Origin of the sequence: Nocardioides cavernae (assembly GCF_013410035.1) — a bacterium.
Classification (GTDB): Bacteria; Actinomycetota; Actinomycetes; order Propionibacteriales; family Nocardioidaceae; genus Nocardioides; species Nocardioides cavernae_A.
On record NZ_JACCBW010000003.1, the window covers coordinates 106,080 to 125,041 of the forward strand.

19 protein-coding genes are annotated in these 18,962 nt (G+C 72.5%); 13 read left to right on the forward strand and 6 right to left on the reverse strand.

What is annotated here, in order from left to right:
- Window positions 1–747: an AAA family ATPase gene (locus F4692_RS15505; RefSeq protein ID WP_179620619.1), complete on the reverse strand. Its 747-nt coding sequence runs from the start codon at window positions 745–747 to the stop codon at window positions 1–3.
- A 216-nt stretch (window positions 748–963) separates the two neighbouring features.
- Here F4692_RS15505 and F4692_RS15510 point away from each other — a divergent pair, with 216 nt between their 5' ends.
- From F4692_RS15510 to F4692_RS15540, 7 genes are all read left to right on the forward strand, one after another.
- Complete coding sequence (locus F4692_RS15510) at window positions 964–1,962, forward strand: hypothetical protein (protein ID WP_179620620.1); 999 nt, start codon at window positions 964–966, stop codon at window positions 1,960–1,962.
- Between the two features lie 22 nt (window positions 1,963–1,984).
- Window positions 1,985–2,944 (forward strand): non-homologous end-joining DNA ligase, encoded by a 960-nt coding sequence (gene ligD / locus F4692_RS15515; RefSeq protein ID WP_179620621.1) that lies wholly within the window; start codon window positions 1,985–1,987, stop codon window positions 2,942–2,944.
- A 142-nt stretch (window positions 2,945–3,086) separates the two neighbouring features.
- A complete protein-coding gene (locus tag F4692_RS15520) occupies window positions 3,087–3,347 on the forward strand; it encodes a hypothetical protein (protein ID WP_179620622.1) in 261 nt (86 codons plus the stop codon).
- A gap of 75 nt (window positions 3,348–3,422) precedes the next feature.
- Window positions 3,423–4,370, forward strand: a complete 948-nt coding sequence (locus tag F4692_RS15525; RefSeq protein ID WP_179620623.1) for a lipid kinase — start codon at window positions 3,423–3,425, stop codon at window positions 4,368–4,370.
- 9 nt (window positions 4,371–4,379) lie between these two features.
- Window positions 4,380–5,042, forward strand: a complete 663-nt coding sequence (gene rpe, locus F4692_RS15530; RefSeq protein WP_179620624.1) for a ribulose-phosphate 3-epimerase — start codon at window positions 4,380–4,382, stop codon at window positions 5,040–5,042.
- On the forward strand, window positions 5,042–5,467 hold the full coding sequence (locus F4692_RS15535; RefSeq protein WP_179620625.1) for a hypothetical protein: 426 nt from the start codon (window positions 5,042–5,044) through the stop codon (window positions 5,465–5,467). The genes rpe and F4692_RS15535 overlap by 1 nt, the downstream gene beginning before the upstream one ends.
- Window positions 5,468–5,490: 23 nt before the next feature.
- Window positions 5,491–5,955: a DUF427 domain-containing protein gene (locus tag F4692_RS15540; protein WP_179620626.1), complete on the forward strand. Its 465-nt coding sequence runs from the start codon at window positions 5,491–5,493 to the stop codon at window positions 5,953–5,955.
- Window positions 5,956–6,056: 101 nt separating this feature from the next.
- On the opposite strand, the gene F4692_RS15545 is transcribed toward F4692_RS15540, so the two are convergent.
- Together F4692_RS15545 and F4692_RS15550 are read right to left on the reverse strand one after the other, a co-directional pair.
- On the reverse strand, window positions 6,057–6,284 hold the full coding sequence (locus tag F4692_RS15545; protein WP_179620627.1) for a DUF5703 family protein: 228 nt from the start codon (window positions 6,282–6,284) through the stop codon (window positions 6,057–6,059).
- A gap of 42 nt (window positions 6,285–6,326) precedes the next feature.
- A complete protein-coding gene (locus tag F4692_RS15550; protein WP_179620628.1) occupies window positions 6,327–7,274 on the reverse strand; it encodes an aldo/keto reductase in 948 nt (315 codons plus the stop codon).
- Between the two features lie 68 nt (window positions 7,275–7,342).
- On the opposite strand from F4692_RS15550, the gene F4692_RS15555 reads away from it, so the two are divergent.
- The gene (locus tag F4692_RS15555; protein WP_179620819.1) at window positions 7,343–8,164 is read left to right on the forward strand and encodes an undecaprenyl-diphosphate phosphatase; all 822 of its coding nucleotides are present in this window, start codon (window positions 7,343–7,345) and stop codon (window positions 8,162–8,164) included.
- On the opposite strand, the gene F4692_RS15560 is transcribed toward F4692_RS15555, so the two are convergent.
- Together F4692_RS15560 and corA are read right to left on the reverse strand one after the other, a co-directional pair.
- Window positions 8,130–9,386: an MFS transporter gene (locus F4692_RS15560; protein WP_308645340.1), complete on the reverse strand. Its 1,257-nt coding sequence runs from the start codon at window positions 9,384–9,386 to the stop codon at window positions 8,130–8,132. The genes F4692_RS15555 and F4692_RS15560 overlap by 35 nt on opposite strands.
- Window positions 9,377–10,357 (reverse strand): magnesium/cobalt transporter CorA, encoded by a 981-nt coding sequence (corA, locus tag F4692_RS15565; protein ID WP_179620629.1) that lies wholly within the window; start codon window positions 10,355–10,357, stop codon window positions 9,377–9,379. The genes F4692_RS15560 and corA overlap by 10 nt, the downstream gene beginning before the upstream one ends.
- A 41-nt stretch (window positions 10,358–10,398) precedes the next feature.
- On the opposite strand from corA, the gene F4692_RS15570 reads away from it, so the two are divergent.
- From F4692_RS15570 to mshC, 4 genes are all read left to right on the forward strand, one after another.
- Window positions 10,399–11,133 carry a histidine phosphatase family protein gene (locus F4692_RS15570; RefSeq protein ID WP_179620630.1) on the forward strand — a complete coding sequence of 245 codons (735 nt, stop codon included), beginning with the start codon at window positions 10,399–10,401 and terminating at the stop codon, window positions 11,131–11,133.
- Window positions 11,134–11,143: 10 nt separating this feature from the next.
- Entirely contained in the window at window positions 11,144–11,728 is a 585-nt protein-coding gene (locus tag F4692_RS15575) for a DUF3090 domain-containing protein (protein ID WP_179620631.1), read from the forward strand.
- Window positions 11,718–12,494 (forward strand): SCO1664 family protein, encoded by a 777-nt coding sequence (locus F4692_RS15580; protein ID WP_308645341.1) that lies wholly within the window; start codon window positions 11,718–11,720, stop codon window positions 12,492–12,494. The genes F4692_RS15575 and F4692_RS15580 overlap by 11 nt, the downstream gene beginning before the upstream one ends.
- Before the next feature lie 90 nt (window positions 12,495–12,584).
- Entirely contained in the window at window positions 12,585–13,823 is a 1,239-nt protein-coding gene (gene mshC / locus F4692_RS15585; RefSeq protein ID WP_179620632.1) for a cysteine--1-D-myo-inosityl 2-amino-2-deoxy-alpha-D-glucopyranoside ligase, read from the forward strand.
- Between the two features lie 386 nt (window positions 13,824–14,209).
- On the opposite strand, the gene F4692_RS15590 is transcribed toward mshC, so the two are convergent.
- Window positions 14,210–15,055 (reverse strand): PAC2 family protein, encoded by an 846-nt coding sequence (locus F4692_RS15590; RefSeq protein WP_179620633.1) that lies wholly within the window; start codon window positions 15,053–15,055, stop codon window positions 14,210–14,212.
- A gap of 209 nt (window positions 15,056–15,264) precedes the next feature.
- Between F4692_RS15590 and metH the strand changes: the two genes are divergently transcribed.
- Window positions 15,265–18,942 (forward strand): methionine synthase, encoded by a 3,678-nt coding sequence (metH, locus tag F4692_RS15595; protein ID WP_218858679.1) that lies wholly within the window; start codon window positions 15,265–15,267, stop codon window positions 18,940–18,942.
- Window positions 18,943–18,962 lie beyond the last annotated feature (20 nt).

Here is an 18,962-nt window from a genome sequence, read left to right on the forward strand (position 1 = left end):
TCAGTCGTCCTCGAGGTGCCGCAGGTAGGCCCACGGCTCCGCGAGGTAGCGGCGCCAGTGGTCGACGACCTCGAGGTCCTCCCACGCCGACTCGCGCAGCCCCCACGGTCCGACCTCGAGGATGCGGGCGCCGGGCATCGCGGCGAGGACGGGGGAGTGGGTGGCGCAGAGCACCTGCCCCCTGCGGGCGACCACGCGCTGCAGCGCGGCGACGAGCCCCAGGGTGGAGGAGAACGAGAGCGCCGCCTCCGGCTCGTCGAGGCAGAAGAACCCCGGCCCGGTGAACCTCGACTCCAGCACCGCGAGGAACGACTCGCCGTGGCTCATCTCGTGGAAGGCCGGGTCCGGGTCGCGGCCGGCGGGGTGGTCCTCCAGGTAGGAGTACCACCCGTGCATCGTCTCGGCACGCAGGAAGAAGCCCCACCTGCTCGCCCCCGCACCGCGCACCAGCTGGAGCGCGTCACCGAGGGGCGACTCGGTGGCCCGGGTGGAGTGCCGGCTGTGGGTGCTCCCGCCCTCCGGGGACAGGCCGTACGCGGTCGCCACCGCCTCGACGAGGGTCGACTTGCCCGAGCCGTTCTCCCCGACCAGGAAGGTCACCCCGGGACCGAGGTCGAGGCCCTCGGCGAGGACCTGGGCGACCGCGGGGATGGACGCGGGATAGCCCCGAGGAGCCAGCTCGTGGCCACGACGCGCCTCGACGCGACGCACGGGGTGTCGCGTGATGTCCTCACCCCGCCACGGCATGGCGACACCGTAGCCAGCGGCACCGACGGGCCGCCGGTGGGTCGGTCCGTCACCCAGACAGGTGAATCTCCGGCGACCTCCCCGCGTCCGGTGCGCGTCGGCTGTTCCCAACGCGTGCACGGCCGAGCATGATGGGGTCCAGCGCCGCGCACCGGAGGGGTGCTCGGCGTCACGGGGAGCTGGGAACACATGCACGTGCGAAGTCTTCTTGGGGTCGTGGCCGCCACGACGATGTCGCTCGGCCTGCTGGCGGGCCCGGCCGGCGCTGCCGGCTCGCGGACCGTGTCGGGGCCCGCCACCGGTGACGACGACGTCTACCTCACCTACGTCCGCTGCGACGACCTGTTCGGCAGCGCCGTGGCGCCGCAGTCCCGGATCAACCTCGGCCCGTACGCCGCCCCGCTCGGGCGCCGCTCGCTCGGCCTGGTGCCGGCCGCGGGCGGCAGCGCCGCGGGTCCGTACGCCACCATCGAGTCGCTGGCCGACGTCGACGCCTCGGTGTCCGTGGCCGCGACCGGCGGCGGCCGGGGCGTGTCCTGGATCCTGGCGGTCACGCAGGCCAGTCCCGTCGGCACGGCCTGGCGCGGCCGTGCGACCGTCTCCGTCCCGGCCGGGTCGTGGCAGCAGGTCTCCGCGTCCGAACTGACCTACACCTGGACGCTGGTCGACCTCGCGACCGGCGCCGCCCTCGACGCCGCCGGCACCGCCACCCCGGCTGCGTTCGCCGCCGAGCACGGCGACGGCGCCGGCTTCGTGGTCACGGGCCTCGGCTGCGACGGGAAGGCCTTCAACCTCGACGCGGTGCGGTCGTCCGGGACGACGCTCGACTTCGAGGGGGTCACCCTGACCAGCACGATCGCCGCCGGCAGGCAGCAGGTCGCGGTGGGCGACGAGGTCGAGATCACCGGCCGGGTCACCGACGGCGCCGGCCGCCTCACCGGCGACTCCCTCGTCCTCGAGCAGCGGGTGCCCGGCGCCGGGTGGTCCCCGGTCGGCAGGCCCGTCCTGGCCGGTCGCGACGGTGTCGCGCGGGTGTCCGTGCCGGTCGCGGAGACCACCGAGTTCCGCTGGCACCGCCCGGAGGGCCAGTACGCCGACGAGGGCTGGTCCCAGACGGTCACCGTGACGGCCACGCAGCCTGCCCAGCCCGACCAGTCCAACCAGTCCGGCCAGTCCGGCCAGCCCGACCAGTCCGAGGCTCCGGCGCAGCAGTAGCCCGCGCGGCTAGGCTCGGCGCATGGCGTCGCCGTTCATCGAGATCGAGGTCGACGACCGCGTCGTCAAGGTCACCAACCCCGACCGGGTCTACTTCCCCGAGACCGGGGCGACCAAGCTCGACCTGGTCGAGTACTACCTCGCCGTCGGCGACGGCATCGTCAACGCACTCCGCGAGCGGCCCTGCATGCTGCACCGCTTCCCCAAGGGCCTGGCCGGCGACAAGGTCCACCAGAAGCGCCTCCCCGCCGGCGCTCCCGAGTGGGTCGAGACGGTCCAGCTGTTCTTCCCGCGCTGGAAGCGCACCGCCGACGAGCTGTGCGTCACCGAGCTCGCCAGCGTGATCTGGGCCGTCCAGATGTCGACGGTGGAGTTCCACCCGTGGAACAGCCGCCGCGCCGACACCGAGAAGCCCGACGAGTGGCGCATCGACCTCGACCCCGGCCCGGACTGCGGGTGGGACACCGTCCAGCGCGTGGCGCACGTCGCGCACGAGGTCCTCGACGAGCTGGGCGCCGTCGGCTTCCCCAAGACCAGCGGTGGCTCCGGGCTGCACGTCTACGTCCGGATCCCGCCCGACCACGGGTTCCAGGACGTACGCCGCGGCGCGCTCGCGTTCGCGCGCGAGGTCGAGCGTCGCAGCGGGGGAGACGTCACCACCGCGTGGTGGCGCAAGGACCGCGACCCGGACCAGCTGTTCGTGGACTACAACCAGAACGCCCGCGACCACACGATCGCGGCGGCCTACTCCGTCCGCGGCGTCCCCCGCGCCCGCGTCTCCGCCCCGATCCGCTGGGACGAGGTCGACCACTGCGAGCCGGACGACTTCACGATCGCCACGATGCCCGCCCGCTTCGCCGAGATCGGCGACCTGCACGCCGCCATCGACGACCACCCCTTCGACATCGCCCCCCTCCTCGAGTGGGCCGCGCGCGACGAGGCCGAAGGCGCCGACACCCCGCCCGAGCCGGACGAGGACTGACTGCCGCGGCGCACGCCCGGCCCGGCGCCGCTTCCGGTGTGGTCCGCATCGAAAATCAGGTTGGACCCGGCCCTCAGCATGAATTCTGATGCGGACCATCGCGACGCTGCGCGCACCGCCCGGGTCCGCCTAGGATCGACGGGTGAACCCTGCCGCCGTCTCCGCAAGCCCCGTCCTACCGGTCGCCGCCGAGTGGCTGCTGCTCCTCACCGTGGTGCTCGGAGTGGTGTGCACCCTGGTGGCGTTCCGCCTCGTCTCGAGGGGCGTGATGCGCACCTTCGGAGCGATCGCGGTCCTGATCCTGAACTTCGTGCCGCTCCTCGGACCCTTGGCGGCGGCGCTGGGGCTCCTCTGGGGCTACTCGCGCCGCAACAGCGCGGTGCAGGACGGCGCGACCGCCTGAGCCCGGCGCGGGTGCACAGCCCCCGCACAGGTCGTCCTCACCGTCCTCTCACGTGGGGCTCGTAGCCTCGACGGCATGCCCGAGGACATCGCCAGCCGCCCCCGCACCGATCGCGTGGCCGTCGTCGTCAACACCGCCGCGCGTCGCGGGGCCCACGCCCTGCCGCTCGTCGGGCAGGCGCTGCGGGGCGTCGCGGACGAGGTGCGCGTGCACGCGGTCAGCGGGGGACCGGAGCTCCGGCGGGCGCTCGACGACGTGATGGCCCACGCGCCCGACCTGCTCGTCGTCGGTGGCGGCGACGGCACGATCGGGTACGCGGCCGCGACGGTGGCCCACACGCGTACGACCCTGGGCGTCCTGCCGCTCGGCACCGCCAACGACTTCGCCCGGACGTTGGAGATCCCGTCGAACCTGGTCGCTGCGGTCGACACCCTCGCGACCGGCAGGGTCGTGGACGTCGACCTCGGCCGCGTCGACGGACGGGCGTACCTCAACGTGGCCTCGGTCGGGCTTTCGGTGGCGGTGACGCAGCGCCTCACCCCCGGCCTCAAGCGGCGGCTGGGGCGCTTCGCCTACCCCGCCGCGACGATCGCGGCGTACCGCTCGCACCGGCCGTTCGCAGCACGGCTCGAGCTCGACGACGGCCGGGTCCTCGAGCTGCGCGACCTCATGCAGGTCGCGGTGGGCAACGGCCGGCACTACGGCGGCGGGCTCACCGTCGCGCCGGACGCCTCCATCGACGACCACCTGCTCGACGTGTACGCCGTCGAGCAGGGCCGCCTGCGCGACCACGTGTCGGTCGCCCGCCTGCTGCGCACCGGGCACCTGGTCGAGCACGAGCGCGTCCACCACGTCACCACCCGCCGGCTGCGCCTCGTCACCGACGAGCCCCTGCCGGTCAACCTGGACGGCGAGATCGCGGCCACGACGACCGCTAAGTTCGAGGTGGACCGCAACGCCCTGCACGTCGTCGTGCCGACGACGAGCCGTGCCGCGCGGATGGACGGCACCCCGACTCCCTAGGATCGTGCCGTGGGCATCCAGATCACGCCGAGCATCCTCAACGCCGACCTCTCGCACCTCGCCGACGAGATCGCGCGCATCCCCAGCGCCGACTGGGTGCACGTCGACGTGATGGACAACCACTTCGTCCCCAACCTCACGCTCGGACTGCCGATGATCGAGGCGCTCCGCGGACACGTGTCGCAGCCGATCGACGCCCACCTGATGATCGAGGACGCCGACAGGTGGGCACCGGCGTACGCCGAGGCGGGCTGCGGGTCGGTCACGTTCCACGCCGAGGCGGCGAAGGCCCCCGTACGCCTCGCGCGGGAGATCCGCGCCCAGGGCGCCCGGGCGTCCATGGCGCTCAAGCCGGCGACCCCCATCGAGCCCTACGAGGCGCTGCTGCCCGAGCTCGACATGGTGCTGATCATGACGGTCGAGCCGGGCTTCGGGGGGCAGAAGTTCCTCGACCTGTGCCTGCCCAAGATCCGCACGGCCCGCGAGCTGGTGCGCAGGCACGACGTCCAGACCTGGATCCAGGTCGACGGGGGAGTGTCCCTCGAGACCATCGAGCGCTGCGCCGAGGCGGGCGCGGACGTCTTCGTCGCCGGGAGCGCCGTCTACTCCGCCGACGACCCGGACGCGATGGTGCGCGAGCTCAGGGCGCGGGCCGAGGCGGCGCTGGGCTGATGCCGCGCCACGCCCGGCCGTGGGAGCGCCTGCTCACCCTGCTCGGGACCGTGGGGGAGGTCGACGCGTCGACGCCGGGACGCATCCGCGTGCGCATCGGCCGACAGCGGGTCGAGGTCGTGATGACGGAGCGGGAGTGGGAGGACCTGGTGAGGGTCCCGTACGGCTCCTTCGACGGCGCCGCCCAGCACCTGCTGCGCGCCCTCGCCCTCGCCCAGGCGGACCAGGCGCCGTACCTCGTCCACCACCTGTACGACCTCGAGCCGAGCCAGACACCCCAGAGCCCCTCGCGCCTGCTGGAGGAGACCGACCTGCGTGCGGCGCGGGAGAGCCTCCGCGAGCACCCGGGCACGCCCGGAGAGTGGCGTCCGTACCCGCCGGGCCACGAGAAGTCGCAGCGCCGTCTGCAGGATCCGCCGTCGTAGGGACCGGTCCGTAGATTGGCGGCATGACCGAGTCCGTGTGGGACTACCCCCGCCCTCCGCGCGTCGACCCGAGCACCGAGCACGTCGTGGTCACCCACGCCGGTGTGGTCCTCGCCGACACCACCGCGAGCCTCCGGGTGCTGGAGACCAGTCACCCGCCGACCTACTACCTGCCCGCGTCGTCGTTCGCCGCCGGCGTGCTGCGCCCGGGCCAGGGTGCGTCCTGGTGCGAGTGGAAGGGACAGGCCGCCTACTACGACCTCGTCGTCGGGGACGAGGTGCTGCCTGCGGTGGCATGGACCTACCCCACGCCGAGCAAGGGCTTCGAGGCGCTCCTCGACCACGTCGCGCTCTACCCCGGCAGGGTCGACCGCTGCACGGTCGACGGCGAGGTCGTCGAGCCGCAGCCCGGCAGCTTCTACGGCGGGTGGATCACGTCGCGGGTCGTCGGGCCGTTCAAGGGAGCCCCCGGCACCCAGGGCTGGTAGCCCCCGGGCTCAGTGCAGACCGCGGTCGCCGACCTGCTGGCTGCGCAGCTCCGGCTCGGCGCTGGCGGGGCCGTCGACCTCGTGCGGCGTGAGCGGACGGGTCAGCCGGCGAAGAGCGTGAGCCGCTGGCGGATGATCTTGCGGCGCAGGACCACCCGCCGCTTGCCGTCGTTGCCGATGCGGAGCCGGTCGAGCTCCCACCCGCCGTGCTCGGCGCGCTCGACGAGCACCCGGGTCACCACGTTGCGGGAGAAGTCCTTGGGCAGCACGAGCGTCTCGAACTCCCACTCGACACCGCGGCCGGGCGGGCGGCGCTGGATCCGGGCCATGTGACTCCTCTCATGGGCTGCTGGTCGGGTGGGACCGTCGGGTCAGTCGGCGGAGACGTCGTCGAGGGCGTCGACGATCTCGGGGGGCAGGGTGAGCTCCTCGATGCCGAGGGCACCACCGAGCTGGGCGGCGGTGCGTGCCCCGACGATGGGGGCCGTGATCCCCGGCCGGTCGCGCACCCACACGAGGGAGACCTCGAGCGGGGACCAGCCGAGGCCGTCGGCGGCGCGGGCCACCGCCTCGACGATCCCGCGGCCGCGCTCGTCGAGGTAGGTGCCGACGAAGCGGGCGAAGTGCTCGCTGGCCGCGCGGGAGTCCGATGGGGTCCCCGAGCGGTACTTCCCGGTGAGGACGCCGCGGCCGAGGGGCGACCACGGCAGCACCCCGAGGCCGAGGGCCTGGGCGGCCGGCAGCACCTCGTGCTCGACCTGGCGGTTGAGCAGGGAGTACTCGACCTGGGTCGACGCGAGGGGCGTACGCATCGGGACCGCGCGCTGCCACGTCGCCGCCTGCGCGGTCTGCCACCCGGTGTAGTTGGAGATCCCGACGTAGGAGGCGCGCCCGGACGAGACGGCGAGGTCGAGTGCGTGCAGCGTCTCCTCCAGCGGCGTCTCGTCGGTCCAGACGTGGACCTGCCACAGGTCGACGTGGTCGACGCCGAGCCGCTCGAGCGACGCGTCGAGCGTGGTGAGCAGGGTGCCCCGCGAGGTGTCGGTGACGCGTTCGCCCGTGCGGCGGGAGATGCCGGCCTTGGTGGCCAGGACGACCTCGTCCCGGGCGACCACGTCGCCGATCAGGGTGCCGATGAGCTCCTCGCTCGCCCCGTCGCCGTAGCCAGCCGCCGTGTCGACGAGGGTGCCGCCCGCCTCGGCGAACGCGACCAGCTGGTCGCGCGCCTCGTGCTCGTCGGTGTCACGCCCCCACGTCATGGTGCCGAGGCCGAGCCGCGAGACCTTGAGACCGGTCGCGCCGAGGGAACGCTGCTGCATGCAGGTGAGCGTAGCCACGCGCCCTGCACGTTCGCCGGAGGGACGCGCCCGTAGGCTGACGCCTCGTGATCGATCTCCTGAAGGCCGTGGTCCTCGGCGTCATCCAGGGACTCACCGAGTTCCTGCCGATCTCGAGCAGCGCCCACCTGCGGATCTTCCCCGAGCTGTTCGGCTGGGGTGACCCGGGCGCTGCGTTCACGGCCGTCATCCAGATCGGCACGGAGCTCGCGGTGCTCATCTACTTCCGCAAGGACATCTGGCGCATCGGCAGCGCGTGGGTGCGCTCGCTCATCCAGGCCGAGTACCGCGGCACGTTCGACGCGCGGATGGGCTGGTTCATCATCGTCGGCTCACTCCCGATCGTCGTCCTGGGCGTGCTGCTCAAGGACGTCATCGAGCGCGACTTCCGCAACCTCTGGATCATCGGGTGCACGCTGATCGTGATGGGCATCGTGCTGGGCATCGCCGACCGGGTCGGACGCACGGACCGGCCGCTGGGCAAGCTCACGCTGAAGGACGCCGTGCTGATGGGCGCCGCCCAGGCGCTCGCGCTGATCCCGGGGGTCTCCCGCTCGGGCGCGACGATCTCGATGGGCCGGTTCCTCGGCTTCGAGCGGGAGGCCGCGACCAGGTTCGCCTTCCTGCTCGCCATCCCGGCCGTCGTCGGCGCGGGGCTGTTCGAGCTCAAGGAGATCCCGCACGGCCACAACGACTTCGGGTGGGGGCCCACGATCACCGCGACGGTGGTGTCCTTCGTCGTCGGCTACGCCGCGATCGCGTGGCTGCTGCGCTACGTCAGCACGCGCTCCTACACCCCGTTCGTCGTCTACCGCATCCTGCTCGGCGCGGGCACGCTCATCCTGCTCGGCGCCGGCGTGCTGACCGCCTGACGGTGCCGCCGCCCAGCGTGTCGGCCAGCAACGCCAGCGCCACCGCCTGGGTGAGCGCGACGACGACCACCAGCGCGACCAGCGACCGCTCGTAGAGCCACCCGGCCGTCACGCCGCCGACGATCGCCAGCAGGCCCTGGATGCCGGCGAACACGCCGTACGCCGTCGCGCGACGTGGCGCCTCGACGAGGTCCGCCACGACCGCCTTGACCGTGGAGTCCTGAACGCCCTGCGCGACGCCCCACGCCACGACACCGGCGAGCACCGCGACGAGGGCCGACCCGAGGGCCAGGGCGGGCACGAGCGCCACCAGGACGGGCACGACGAGCAGGACGCGGGCGCCGGTGCGGTCGTAGACCGAGCCCACCACCAGCGCCGCGACGGCCTCGACGCCCATCGCGGCGGCGTACAGCACCGGCACCGCCGCGACCGGGAGGATCCCGTCGACCGTCACGTGGTAGCCGATGATCCCGAACGTCACGAGCGCCCCGGTGGTGAGGGAGGCGGCGACGGCGTAGCGGAAGAAGTCGCCGGACAGCCCGGCGCCGACGGACTCCGCCCACCAGCCACGGGCGTCGGCCGCGCGCTCCGGGGTGGGGGCGGCGTCGTACGCGGCGGGGTCCGGGACCCGACGGCGCAGGGCGAGGAGCAGCACCATCGCCACCGCCCCGGGCACCGCCAGGACCGCCATCCCCGCCCAGATCGAGGCCGAGGCCACCACGGCAGCGACGACGAGGGGGCCGGCGAACGCGCCGACCTGGTCGAGCGCCTTGTGGACGCCGAAGCCGCGCCCGCGGCCGACCGCGGAGGCCACGTGCGCGAGCAGCGCCGACTTCGACGGCGACCGCACGGCCTTGCCGAGGCGTTCGAGCAGGATCATCGTCGCGGCGAAGGCCAGTCCCGCCGCGCCGAGCCGGGGGGCCAGCCAGAGCAGGGGGACGCACACGGCGGTCAGCCCGTAGCCGACGATGGTCAGCGTCCAGTAGCGACCGGACCGGTCCGCGATCGGGCCGAAGGCCAGCCGCAGCACCAGGGCGACCGCCTCGCCCGCGCCGGTGACGAGGCCGACGACGAGCGCCGAGGCGCCCAGCGCGGCCAGCAGCGGGCCGTACACCGAGCGGGCACCCTCGTAGACCATGTCGGCAGCCAGGCTGACGAGGCCGAACCACCACACGACCCGCCACGCGCTCGGGGAGGCCGGCGCCGGTGGGGTCAGAGCCACCCGGACCTCTTGAAGAACAGGTAGAGGGCATAGCCCACACCGGCCATGAGCGCGAGGGCGTAGGGGTAGCCGTAGGTCCAGTGCAGCTCGGGCATCGTGTCGAAGTTCATCCCGTAGACGCCCGCGATGAGGGTGGGGACGACGACGATCGCGGCGCCGGCCGAGATCTTGCGCATGTCCTCGTTCTGCTGGACCGAGATGCGCGCGAGGTGGGCGTCGAAGGCGGTGGACAGCAGGCCGTCGAGGTTGTCGATGACCTCGGAGACCCGCTGCAGGTGGTCGGCCACGTCGCGGAAGTAGGTCGCGTTCTCCGCCGAGATGTCGGGGTGCACCCCCATGGCGAACTTCCGCATCGGCTCGCGCAGCGGCAGCACCGCCCGGCGCACCTCGGCGATCTCGCGCTTGAGGACGTAGATCCGCGAGGAGTCGTCGGTGCGGGCGGGGGAGAAGACCGACTCCTCCACCTCGTCGACGTCGACCTCGAGGGCGGCGCCGACCTTCTCGTACTCGTCGACCACGCGGTCGCAGATCGCGTAGAGCACCCCCATCGGCCCGTGCTCGAGGACCTGCGCGCGCTGCTCGAGGTCACGCCTGGCGCCCGACAGGTCGATGCCCTGGCCGTGGCGCACCGTGACGACGAAGTCGTGGCCGACGAACATGTTGATCTCACCGGTCTCCACGGCGTCCTGCTCGTCGACGTACCAGAGCGTCTTGAGCACGACGAAGAGCGTGTCGCCGTAGCGGTCGACCTTGGGTCGCTGGTGGGAGTCGCCCGCGTCCTCGACGGCGAGGGGGTGCAGGTCGAAGGTGCCTGCGATGAGCTCGAGCTCCTCGGGGCTCGGGTCGTGGATGCCGATCCACTGGAAGTCGCCCGGGTCGCAGGGCACGCGCGCGCTGCCGAGGCTCTGGTCGTCTCCGTCGCCGAGCGGGACCCGCTTGCCCCGGTGGTAGAGGGCGTTGTCGACGATCACGCGCTCAGGCTAGTGCCCGCGTGCTCGGTAGTGTCGCTGTCGTGCCCACCGTGATCCTCGTGCGACACGGCCGCTCGACGGCCAACGCGACCGGAGTCCTGGCCGGCCGGCTGCCCGGCGTCCACCTCGACGACGCAGGCGTGCAGCAGGCCGCGGCCGTCGGCGACCGGTTGGCGGGCGTACGCCTGTCCGCCGCGGTGACGAGCCCTCTCGAGCGGTGCCGGGAGACGTGCCGTGAGATCACGTCGCGCCAGCCGACGCCGATGCGGGCGAGCACCGACAAGCAGCTCTCCGAGTGCGACTACGGCGACTGGCAGGGTCGCCCGCTCAAGGAGCTCGCCAAGGAGAAGCTCTGGAGGACCGTCCAGGCCCAGCCGTCGGCGGCGACCTTCCCCGGCGGCGAGTCGATGCGGGCCATGCAGGACCGGGCGGTGGCAGCCATCCGTCGCCACGACGCGCGCGTCGCCGCCGAGCACGGCGAGGACGCCGTCTGGCTGGCGGTGAGCCACGGCGACGTCATCAAGTCGATCCTCGCCGACGCGCTCGGCACGCACCTCGACCTCTTCCAGCGCATCCACGTCGACCCGGCCTCGGTCTCGGTGGTCCGCTACACCGAGTCCCGGCCGTTCGTCCTGGGCACCAACACCCATGCCGGCGACCTCGCGTGGCTCACCCCGCCCGCGAAGAAGACGGCCCGGTCGCGGCGGGCGTCCTCGGACGCGGCGGTCGGTGGCGGCGCGGGGCCTGGGACGAGCCCCCAGACAACGGGGTCCTAGGGTGAGTGACATGCCCGTCGTGCACCGCTTCGACCCACCCGAGCGCTTCGTCGCCGGCACCGTGGGCGAGCCCGGCCAGCGCACCTTCTTCCTGCAGGCCCGCGAGGGTGCGCGGCTGGTGAGCGTGTCGCTGGAGAAGCAGCAGGTGCAGGCCCTCGCCGAGCGCATCGACGAGCTGCTCGACGAGCTCATGCGCGCCGCCGGCGGCGACGTCCTGATCCCGGCCATCGCCCCCCGCGACCTCGCCGACAGCCAGCCGCTCGAGCAGCCGATCGAGGAGGAGTTCCGCGCGGGCACGATGACCCTGTCGTGGGACGGCGCCGACGAGCGGGTCGTGATCGAGGTCTTCCCCTTCACCGAGGCGGCCGTCGTGTCGCCCGAGCAGCTGCAGGAGGACCTCGAGGACCTCCTCGAGCCGGAGCCCGAGGAGATCTTCCTGGTCCGGATCACCGCCGCCGCAGCCCGCTCGTTCGTCGAGCGGTCCCTCAACGTCATCGGCGCCGGCCGCCCCGACTGCCCGTTCTGCGGGGAGCCGATCGACCCCGACGGCCACCTCTGCGTGCGGGCCAACGGCTTCCGGCGCCGTGATCCCTGACCGTCCTGCGGGGTTCCCGGTCGGGGACCTCACGCTGCACGGGCGCGTCCTGCCCGCCTCCAACGCGACCTTCGTCGGCGAGATCGACGGGGTCAAGGTCGTCTACAAGCCGATCGCGGGGGAGCGGCCGCTCTGGGACTTCCCCGACGGCACCCTCGCCGCGCGCGAGGTGGGGTCGTACGCCGTCTCGGAGGCGCTGGGCTGGGACGTCGTGCCGCCGACGATCCTGGGCGACGGTCCCCACGGGCCGGGGATGGTCCAGCTCTGGCGCGAGGAGGACGAGGACCAGGCGCCCGTCGACATCGTGGGGGAGGGGCAGGTGCCCCCGGGCTACCGCCACGTCTTCGACGGCCTCGACGCCCACGACCAGCCGGTGTCCCTGGTCCACGAGGACTCGCCGGAGCTGCGGCGGATGGCGCTCTTCGACGTCGTGGTCAACAACGCCGACCGCAAGGGCGGGCACGTGCTGCCGATGCCCGGCGGGCACCGCCACGGCGTCGACCACGGGCTCGCGTTCCACGTCGAGCACAAGCTGCGCACGGTGCTGTGGGGCTTCGTCGGGGAGCCGATCACCGACGACGAGGCCGCGGGCCTGCGGCGGCTCGGCACGGTGCTGCACGGGGACCTCGGCGCCCTCCTCGCCGGGATGCTGACCGAGGACGAGGTGGCGGTCACCCAGCGGCGTCTCGCGCGCCTGCTGTCCGACGGGACGTTCCCGCCTCCCGCCACCTCGGCGTACCCCGTCATCCCCTGGCCGCCCTTCTGAGACCGGCAGTCGTCGGGCGAGGAACGGGCCGACGACGTGGACCGAGGGCGATCCGCGGCTCCGTGGGACCCGGCCGATAGGCTGCGCCACATGCGTGCCTGGTCGTCCCCCGACGTTCCCCCCCTGCCCGTGACGGGCCCGGCCGTGCGGCTGCACGACACCGCGAGCGGGGCGGTCGTCCAGACGCGGCCCGAGGGGCCCGCGCGGATGTACGTCTGCGGCATCACGCCCTACGACGCGACCCACATGGGCCACGCGGCCACCTACGTCGCCTTCGACCTGCTGCACCGGGCGTGGCGCAACGCCGGCCACGAGGTCACCTACGTCCAGAACGTCACCGACGTCGACGACCCCCTGCTCGAGCGCGCCGAGAAGGTCAAGGTCGACTGGGCGGAGCTGGCCGAGCGGGAGACCCAGCTCTTCCGCGACGACATGGAGGCGCTGCGCGTGCTCCCGCCCGCGCACTACATCGGTGCCGTCGAGTCGATCCCGCAGGTGATCACCCTGATCGAGCGCCTCGACGAGGCGGGCGCGGTCTACACGGTCGACGACGACCTCTACTTCTCCGTGACCGCCGACGACGCCTTCGGCTCCGTCAGCGGCCTGTCCCGCGAGGAGATGCTCGAGATCTTCCCGCAGCGCGGCGGCGACCCCGATCGCGAGGGCAAGAAGGACGCGCTCGACTGCCTGCTGTGGCGGGCCGAGCGTCCCGGCGAGCCCGCGTGGGACAGCCCGTGGGGCCCCGGTCGCCCCGGCTGGCACATCGAGTGCTCCGCGATCGCGCTCGACCACCTCGGCACCGCCTTCGACGTCCAGGGTGGCGGCAGCGACCTGGTCTTCCCCCACCACGAGATGTCCGCGGGGGAGGCGCAGGTCGCGCACCCCGGCGAGCGGTTCGCCCGGGGGTACGCCCATGCCGGCATGGTCGCCTACGACGGCGAGAAGATGTCGAAGTCCAAGGGCAACCTGGTCTTCGTCTCCGCGCTGCGGATGAGCGAGGTCGACCCGATGGCGATCCGGCTCGTGCTGCTGCGCCACCACTACCGCAGCGACTGGGAGTGGACCGACGACCAGCTCTGGGACGCCGTCGACACCCTCGCCTCCTGGCGCCGCGCCCTCGCGCTCGGCGCGGGTGCGCCCGCCACCCCGGTCGTCACCGCCGTGCTCGACGCCCTCGCCGACGACCTCGACGCCCCCACGGCCGTCGCCGCGGTGCAGGAGTGGGTCGACGCGACCCTCGGCACGACCGGCCTCGCCGACACCTCGGACGCCGACGCCGCGGCGGCCGTGCACCGCCTCCTCGACGCGGCCCTCGGCCTGTCGCTCTGACGTACGCCCTCCCGGGGGCGGTGCGTGAGGCACGTCCTGCGGGCTGAAAACGTGCGTCACACACCGCTCGCCGGGTTGGGCGGTGCGTGAGCCACATCCTGCGGGCCGCTTGTGTGGCTCACTCACCGCTGGCCCGCGTGTCGGCGTACGACGCGCCGCCGGGCGGTGCGTGAGACACGTTCTGCGAGTCGGAAACGTGCGTCACGCACCGCTTGCCCGGTGGGCGGTCGGAACATCCCCACATGAGCGCACATATGGACGCTCATGACCCGATGTGGCCGGCCCATCCGACTCATGATCCGATGTGGCCGCTCGTCGCACGGAATTCCGCATCATGAGCGGACATATGGCCGCTCATGATGCCAAGGGAATGGCCTCCAGCCCGCTCAGTCGGTGTCGCGCCGCTTGAGGTACCGCTCGAACTCCCGCGCGATGGCCTCGCCGGAGGCCTCGGGCAGGTCGGCGGTGTCCCGGGTCTCCTCGAGCGCGCGGACGTAGTCGGCGACGTCCTCGTCCTCGGCGGCCAGCTCGTCGACCCCGCGCTCCCAGGCGCGGGCGTCCTCGGCGAGGTCGCCGATCGGCATCGGGGCCTGCAGCAGCTCCTCGAGCTGGCCGAGCAGCGCGAGGGTGGCCTTGGGGCAGGGCGGCTGGGCGACGTAGTGGGGGACCGCGGCCCAGTAGGACACGGCGGGGATGTCGAGCTGGGTGCACGCGTCGTTGAAGACGCCGACGATGCCCGTGGGTCCCTCGTAGGTCGACTCCTCGACCTCGAGCCGGTCGACCAGCTCGGGCTCGCTGGCGGTGCCGGTCACCGGGATCGGTCGGGTGTGCGGGGTGTCGGCCAGCAGCGCGCCCAGGGTCACGACGAGCTCGGCCCCGAGGTCGTCGCAGGCGGCGAGGAGCTCGGCGCAGAACTGGCGCCACTTCATGTTGGGCTCGATGCCGCGGACCAGGATCACGTCACGGTCCAGCTCCGGCGGACGGGCGACGGCGATGCGCGTGGTGGGCCAGGTGAGGCGCCGGTGGCCGTTGACGTCGGTGCCGATGACCGGTCGGTTGACCTGGAAGTCGTAGAACTCCTCGGGATCCACCGCGCCGATGACCTCGGCCTTCCACTGCTCCATCAGGTGGTCGACCAGCCCGGAGGCCGCGTCGGCGGCGTCGTTCCATCCCTCGAACGCCGCGATCACCACGGGGGAGACCAGGTCCTGCACGTCGTCGAACTCGATCACCTGCCCAGCCTAGGACGCATCCCCCAGCGACCTGCCGTGATTTCGTCGGCCGACGCGCCGGGTGCCACCATGTGGGAACCCAGTCCGCATGCCGGACGACGTTCCTAGGCTGGCACTCACCGCCGCCCGAGAGGAGCCACCCACCCGTGGAGCCCCAGCACCGTCCCGACGCCACCGACGCCCTGTCGGCGATCCTCGCCGAACGGATCATGGTGCTCGACGGCGCGATGGGGACGGCGATCCAGCGGGACCGCCCGGACGAGGCCGGCTACCGCGGCGAGCGCTTCGCCGACCACCCGAGCGACCTCGTCGGCAACAACGACCTGCTCACGCTCACGCAGCCGGAGATCATCCGCACGATCCACGAGGAGTACCTCGCCGCCGGCGCGGACGTCATCGAGACCAACACCTTCAACGCCAACGCCGTCTCGCTCGCCGACTACGGCCTCGAGCACCTGGCGTACGAGCTCAACCACGCCTCCGCCCGGCTGGCCCGGCGGGCCGCCGACGCCGTCGCCACCGACGACTGGCCGCGCTGGGTCGCCGGCGCGCTCGGGCCGACCACGCGTACGGCCTCGATCTCGCCCGACGTCAACGACCCCGGTGCCCGCAACGTGTCCTTCGACGAGCTGGCCGAGGCGTACCTGGTTGCGGCCCGCGGGCTGGTGGACGGCGGGGCGGACCTGCTGGTGATCGAGACCATCTTCGACACGCTCAACGCCAAGGCCGCGATCTTCGCCGTCGAGACGCTCTTCGAGGAGCAGGACCGTCGCTGGCCGGTGATCATCTCCGGCACGATCACCGACGCCTCGGGCCGCACTCTGTCCGGGCAGGTGACCGAGGCCTTCTGGGACTCCGTACGCCACGCGCGTCCGCTGGCGGTCGGGCTCAACTGCGCGCTGGGCGCGCGCGACATGCGCCCCTACGTCGCGGAGCTCTCGCGGCTCGCCGACTCGTTCGTCAGCGTCTACCCCAACGCCGGCCTGCCCAACGCGTTCGGCGAGTACGACGAGACGCCCGAGCAGACGGCGGCGGTGCTCGAGGAGTTCGCCGAGGCCGGCTTCCTCAACCTCGTCGGCGGCTGCTGCGGCACCACGCCGGACCACATCGAGGCGATCGCCCGCGCGGTCGGCGGCAAGGCCCGCCGGGAGCCCGTCGAGCACCAGCCGGTGATGCGGCTCTCGGGCCTCGAGCCGCTGACCATCACCGAGGAGAGCCTCTTCGTCAACGTCGGCGAGCGCACCAACATCACCGGCTCGGCCCGCTTCCGCACGCTGATCAAGGACGGGGACTACGACACCGCGCTCGGCGTCGCCGCCCAGCAGGTCGAGGCCGGTGCCCAGGTCATCGACGTCAACATGGACGAGGGCATGATCGACGGCGTCGCCGCGATGGACCGCTTCCTCAAGCTCATCGCCTCCGAGCCCGACATCAGCCGGGTGCCGGTGATGGTCGACTCCTCGAAGTGGGAGGTCATCGAGGCCGGCCTCAAGTGCGTCCAGGGCAAGGCGATCGTCAACTCCATCTCGATGAAGGAGGGCGAGGAGGCGTTCCGCCGGCACGCCCGCCTGTGCCGCAAGTACGGCGCCGCGGTGGTCGTGATGGCGTTCGACGAGGACGGCCAGGCCGACAGCCTCGAGCGGCGCAAGGCGATCTGCGAGCGGGCGTACCGCATCCTGGTCGACGAGGTCGGCTTCCCGCCCGAGGACATCATCTTCGACCCCAACGTGTTCGCCGTGGCGACGGGCATCGAGGAGCACGCCTCCTACGGCGAGGACTTCATCGAGGCGACCCGCTGGATCAAGCAGAACCTGCCCGGCGCGAAGGTCAGCGGCGGGATCTCCAACGTCTCCTTCTCGTTCCGCGGCAACAACCCGGTGCGCGAGGCGATCCACGCCGTATTCCTCTTCCACGCGATCCGCGCCGGCCTCGACATGGGCATCGTCAACGCCGGCGCCCTCGTGGTCTACGACGAGGTCGACCCGGAGCTGCGCGAGCGCATCGAGGACGTCGTGCTCAACCGCCGTCCCGATGCAGCCGAGCGGCTGCTCGAGATCGCCGAGCGCTTCAACGTCGCCGCCGACGAGGCGGAGCAGGCCCAGGACGAGTGGCGCGCCCTGCCACTGCGCGAGCGGATCACGCACGCGCTGGTGAAGGGCATCGACCAGCACGTCGAGGACGACACCGAGGCACTGCGCGCCGAGATCGCCGCGAGCGGCGGTCGGCCCATCGAGGTCATCGAGGGCCCGCTGATGGACGGGATGAACGTCGTCGGCGACCTGTTCGGCGCCGGCAAGATGTTCCTGCCCCAGGTGGTCAAGAGCGCGCGGGTCATGAAGAAGGCCGTCGCCTACCTCATCCCCTTCATCGAGGAGGAGAAGGCCAAGGACCCGGCGCTGGCGGCCCAGAAGGACACCAACGGCACGATCGTGATGGCGACCGTGAAGGGCGACGTCCACGACATCGGGAAGAACATCGTCGGCGTGGTCCTCCAGTGCAACAACTACGAGGTCATCGACCTCGGCGTGATGGTCCCCGCCCAGAAGATCCTCGACACCGCGACCGAGGTCGGCGCCGACATCATCGGGCTCTCCGGGCTGATCACGCCGTCGCTGGACGAGATGGTCAACTTCGCCTCGGAGATGCAGCGCCTGGGCCTCGACCTGCCGCTGCTGATCGGTGGCGCCACCACCTCGCGCGCCCACACCGCGGTCAAGATCGACCAGAAGTACGACGGCCCCGTCGTGTGGGTGAAGGACGCCTCCCGGTCGGTGCCGACCGCCGCAGCGCTGCTCCACCCGACGGGTCGCGAGAAGCTCCTCGCCGACGTGAAGACCGACTTCGACGCGCTGCGCAAGCGCCACGCCGCCAAGCACGACCGTCCGATGACGACGCTGGAGAGGGCACGGGCCAACGCGACCCCGGTCGACTGGACCGGCTACGAGTCGCCGGCGCCGCGGATGCTGGAGGGCGGCGGTGAGCCCGTCCGCGTGCTGCGCGACCAGGACCTCACGGTCCTGCGTCGCTACATCGACTGGCAGCCGTTCTTCAACGCGTGGGAGATGAAGGGCTCGTTCCCCGACATTCTCAACAACCCGAGCTCCGGCCCGGCCGCGCGCAAGCTCTACGACGACGCCCAGGCCATGCTCGACCAGGCCATCGAGGAGAAGTGGATCCGGGCCCACGGTGTCGTCGGCTTCTTCCCGGCGAACGCCGTCGGTGACGACGTCGAGCTCTACCGCGACAGCGAGCGCAGCGAGGTGCGCGCGCGGCTCCACCACCTGCGCCAGCAGGGCGAGCACCGCGAGGGCGTGCCCAACCGCTCGCTCGCCGACTACGTCGCGCCCAAGGAGACCGGGCTGCGCGACCACGTCGGCGCCTTCGCGGTCACGGCCGGGGACGGCGTCCAAGAGCGCGTGGCCGCGTTCCGCGAGGACCTCGACGACTACAACGCCATCCTGCTGGAGTCCCTCGCCGACCGCCTCGCGGAGGCCTTCGCCGAGTGGCTGCACGAGCGGGTGCGCACCGAGCTGTGGGGCTACGCGCCCGACGAGGACCTCGACAACGTCGGGCTCATCAAGGAGCAGTACGACGGCATCCGGCCCGCGCCCGGCTACCCCGCGTGCCCCGAGCACACCGAGAAGCGCACCCTGTGGGAGCTCCTCGACGTCGAGGCGCACACCGGCATCCAGCTCACCGAGTCGATGGCGATGTGGCCGGGGGCATCGGTCAGCGGGTTCTACTACTCGCACCCCCAGTCGCAGTACTTCGTGGTTGGCCGGCTCGCGCGCGACCAGGTCGCCGACTACGCCGACCGCAAGGGCTGGAGCCTCGCCGAGGCCGAGCGGTGGCTCTCGCCCAACCTGGGCTACGACCCCGAGGACTGAGCGGCGCGGTGTCCGCCCGG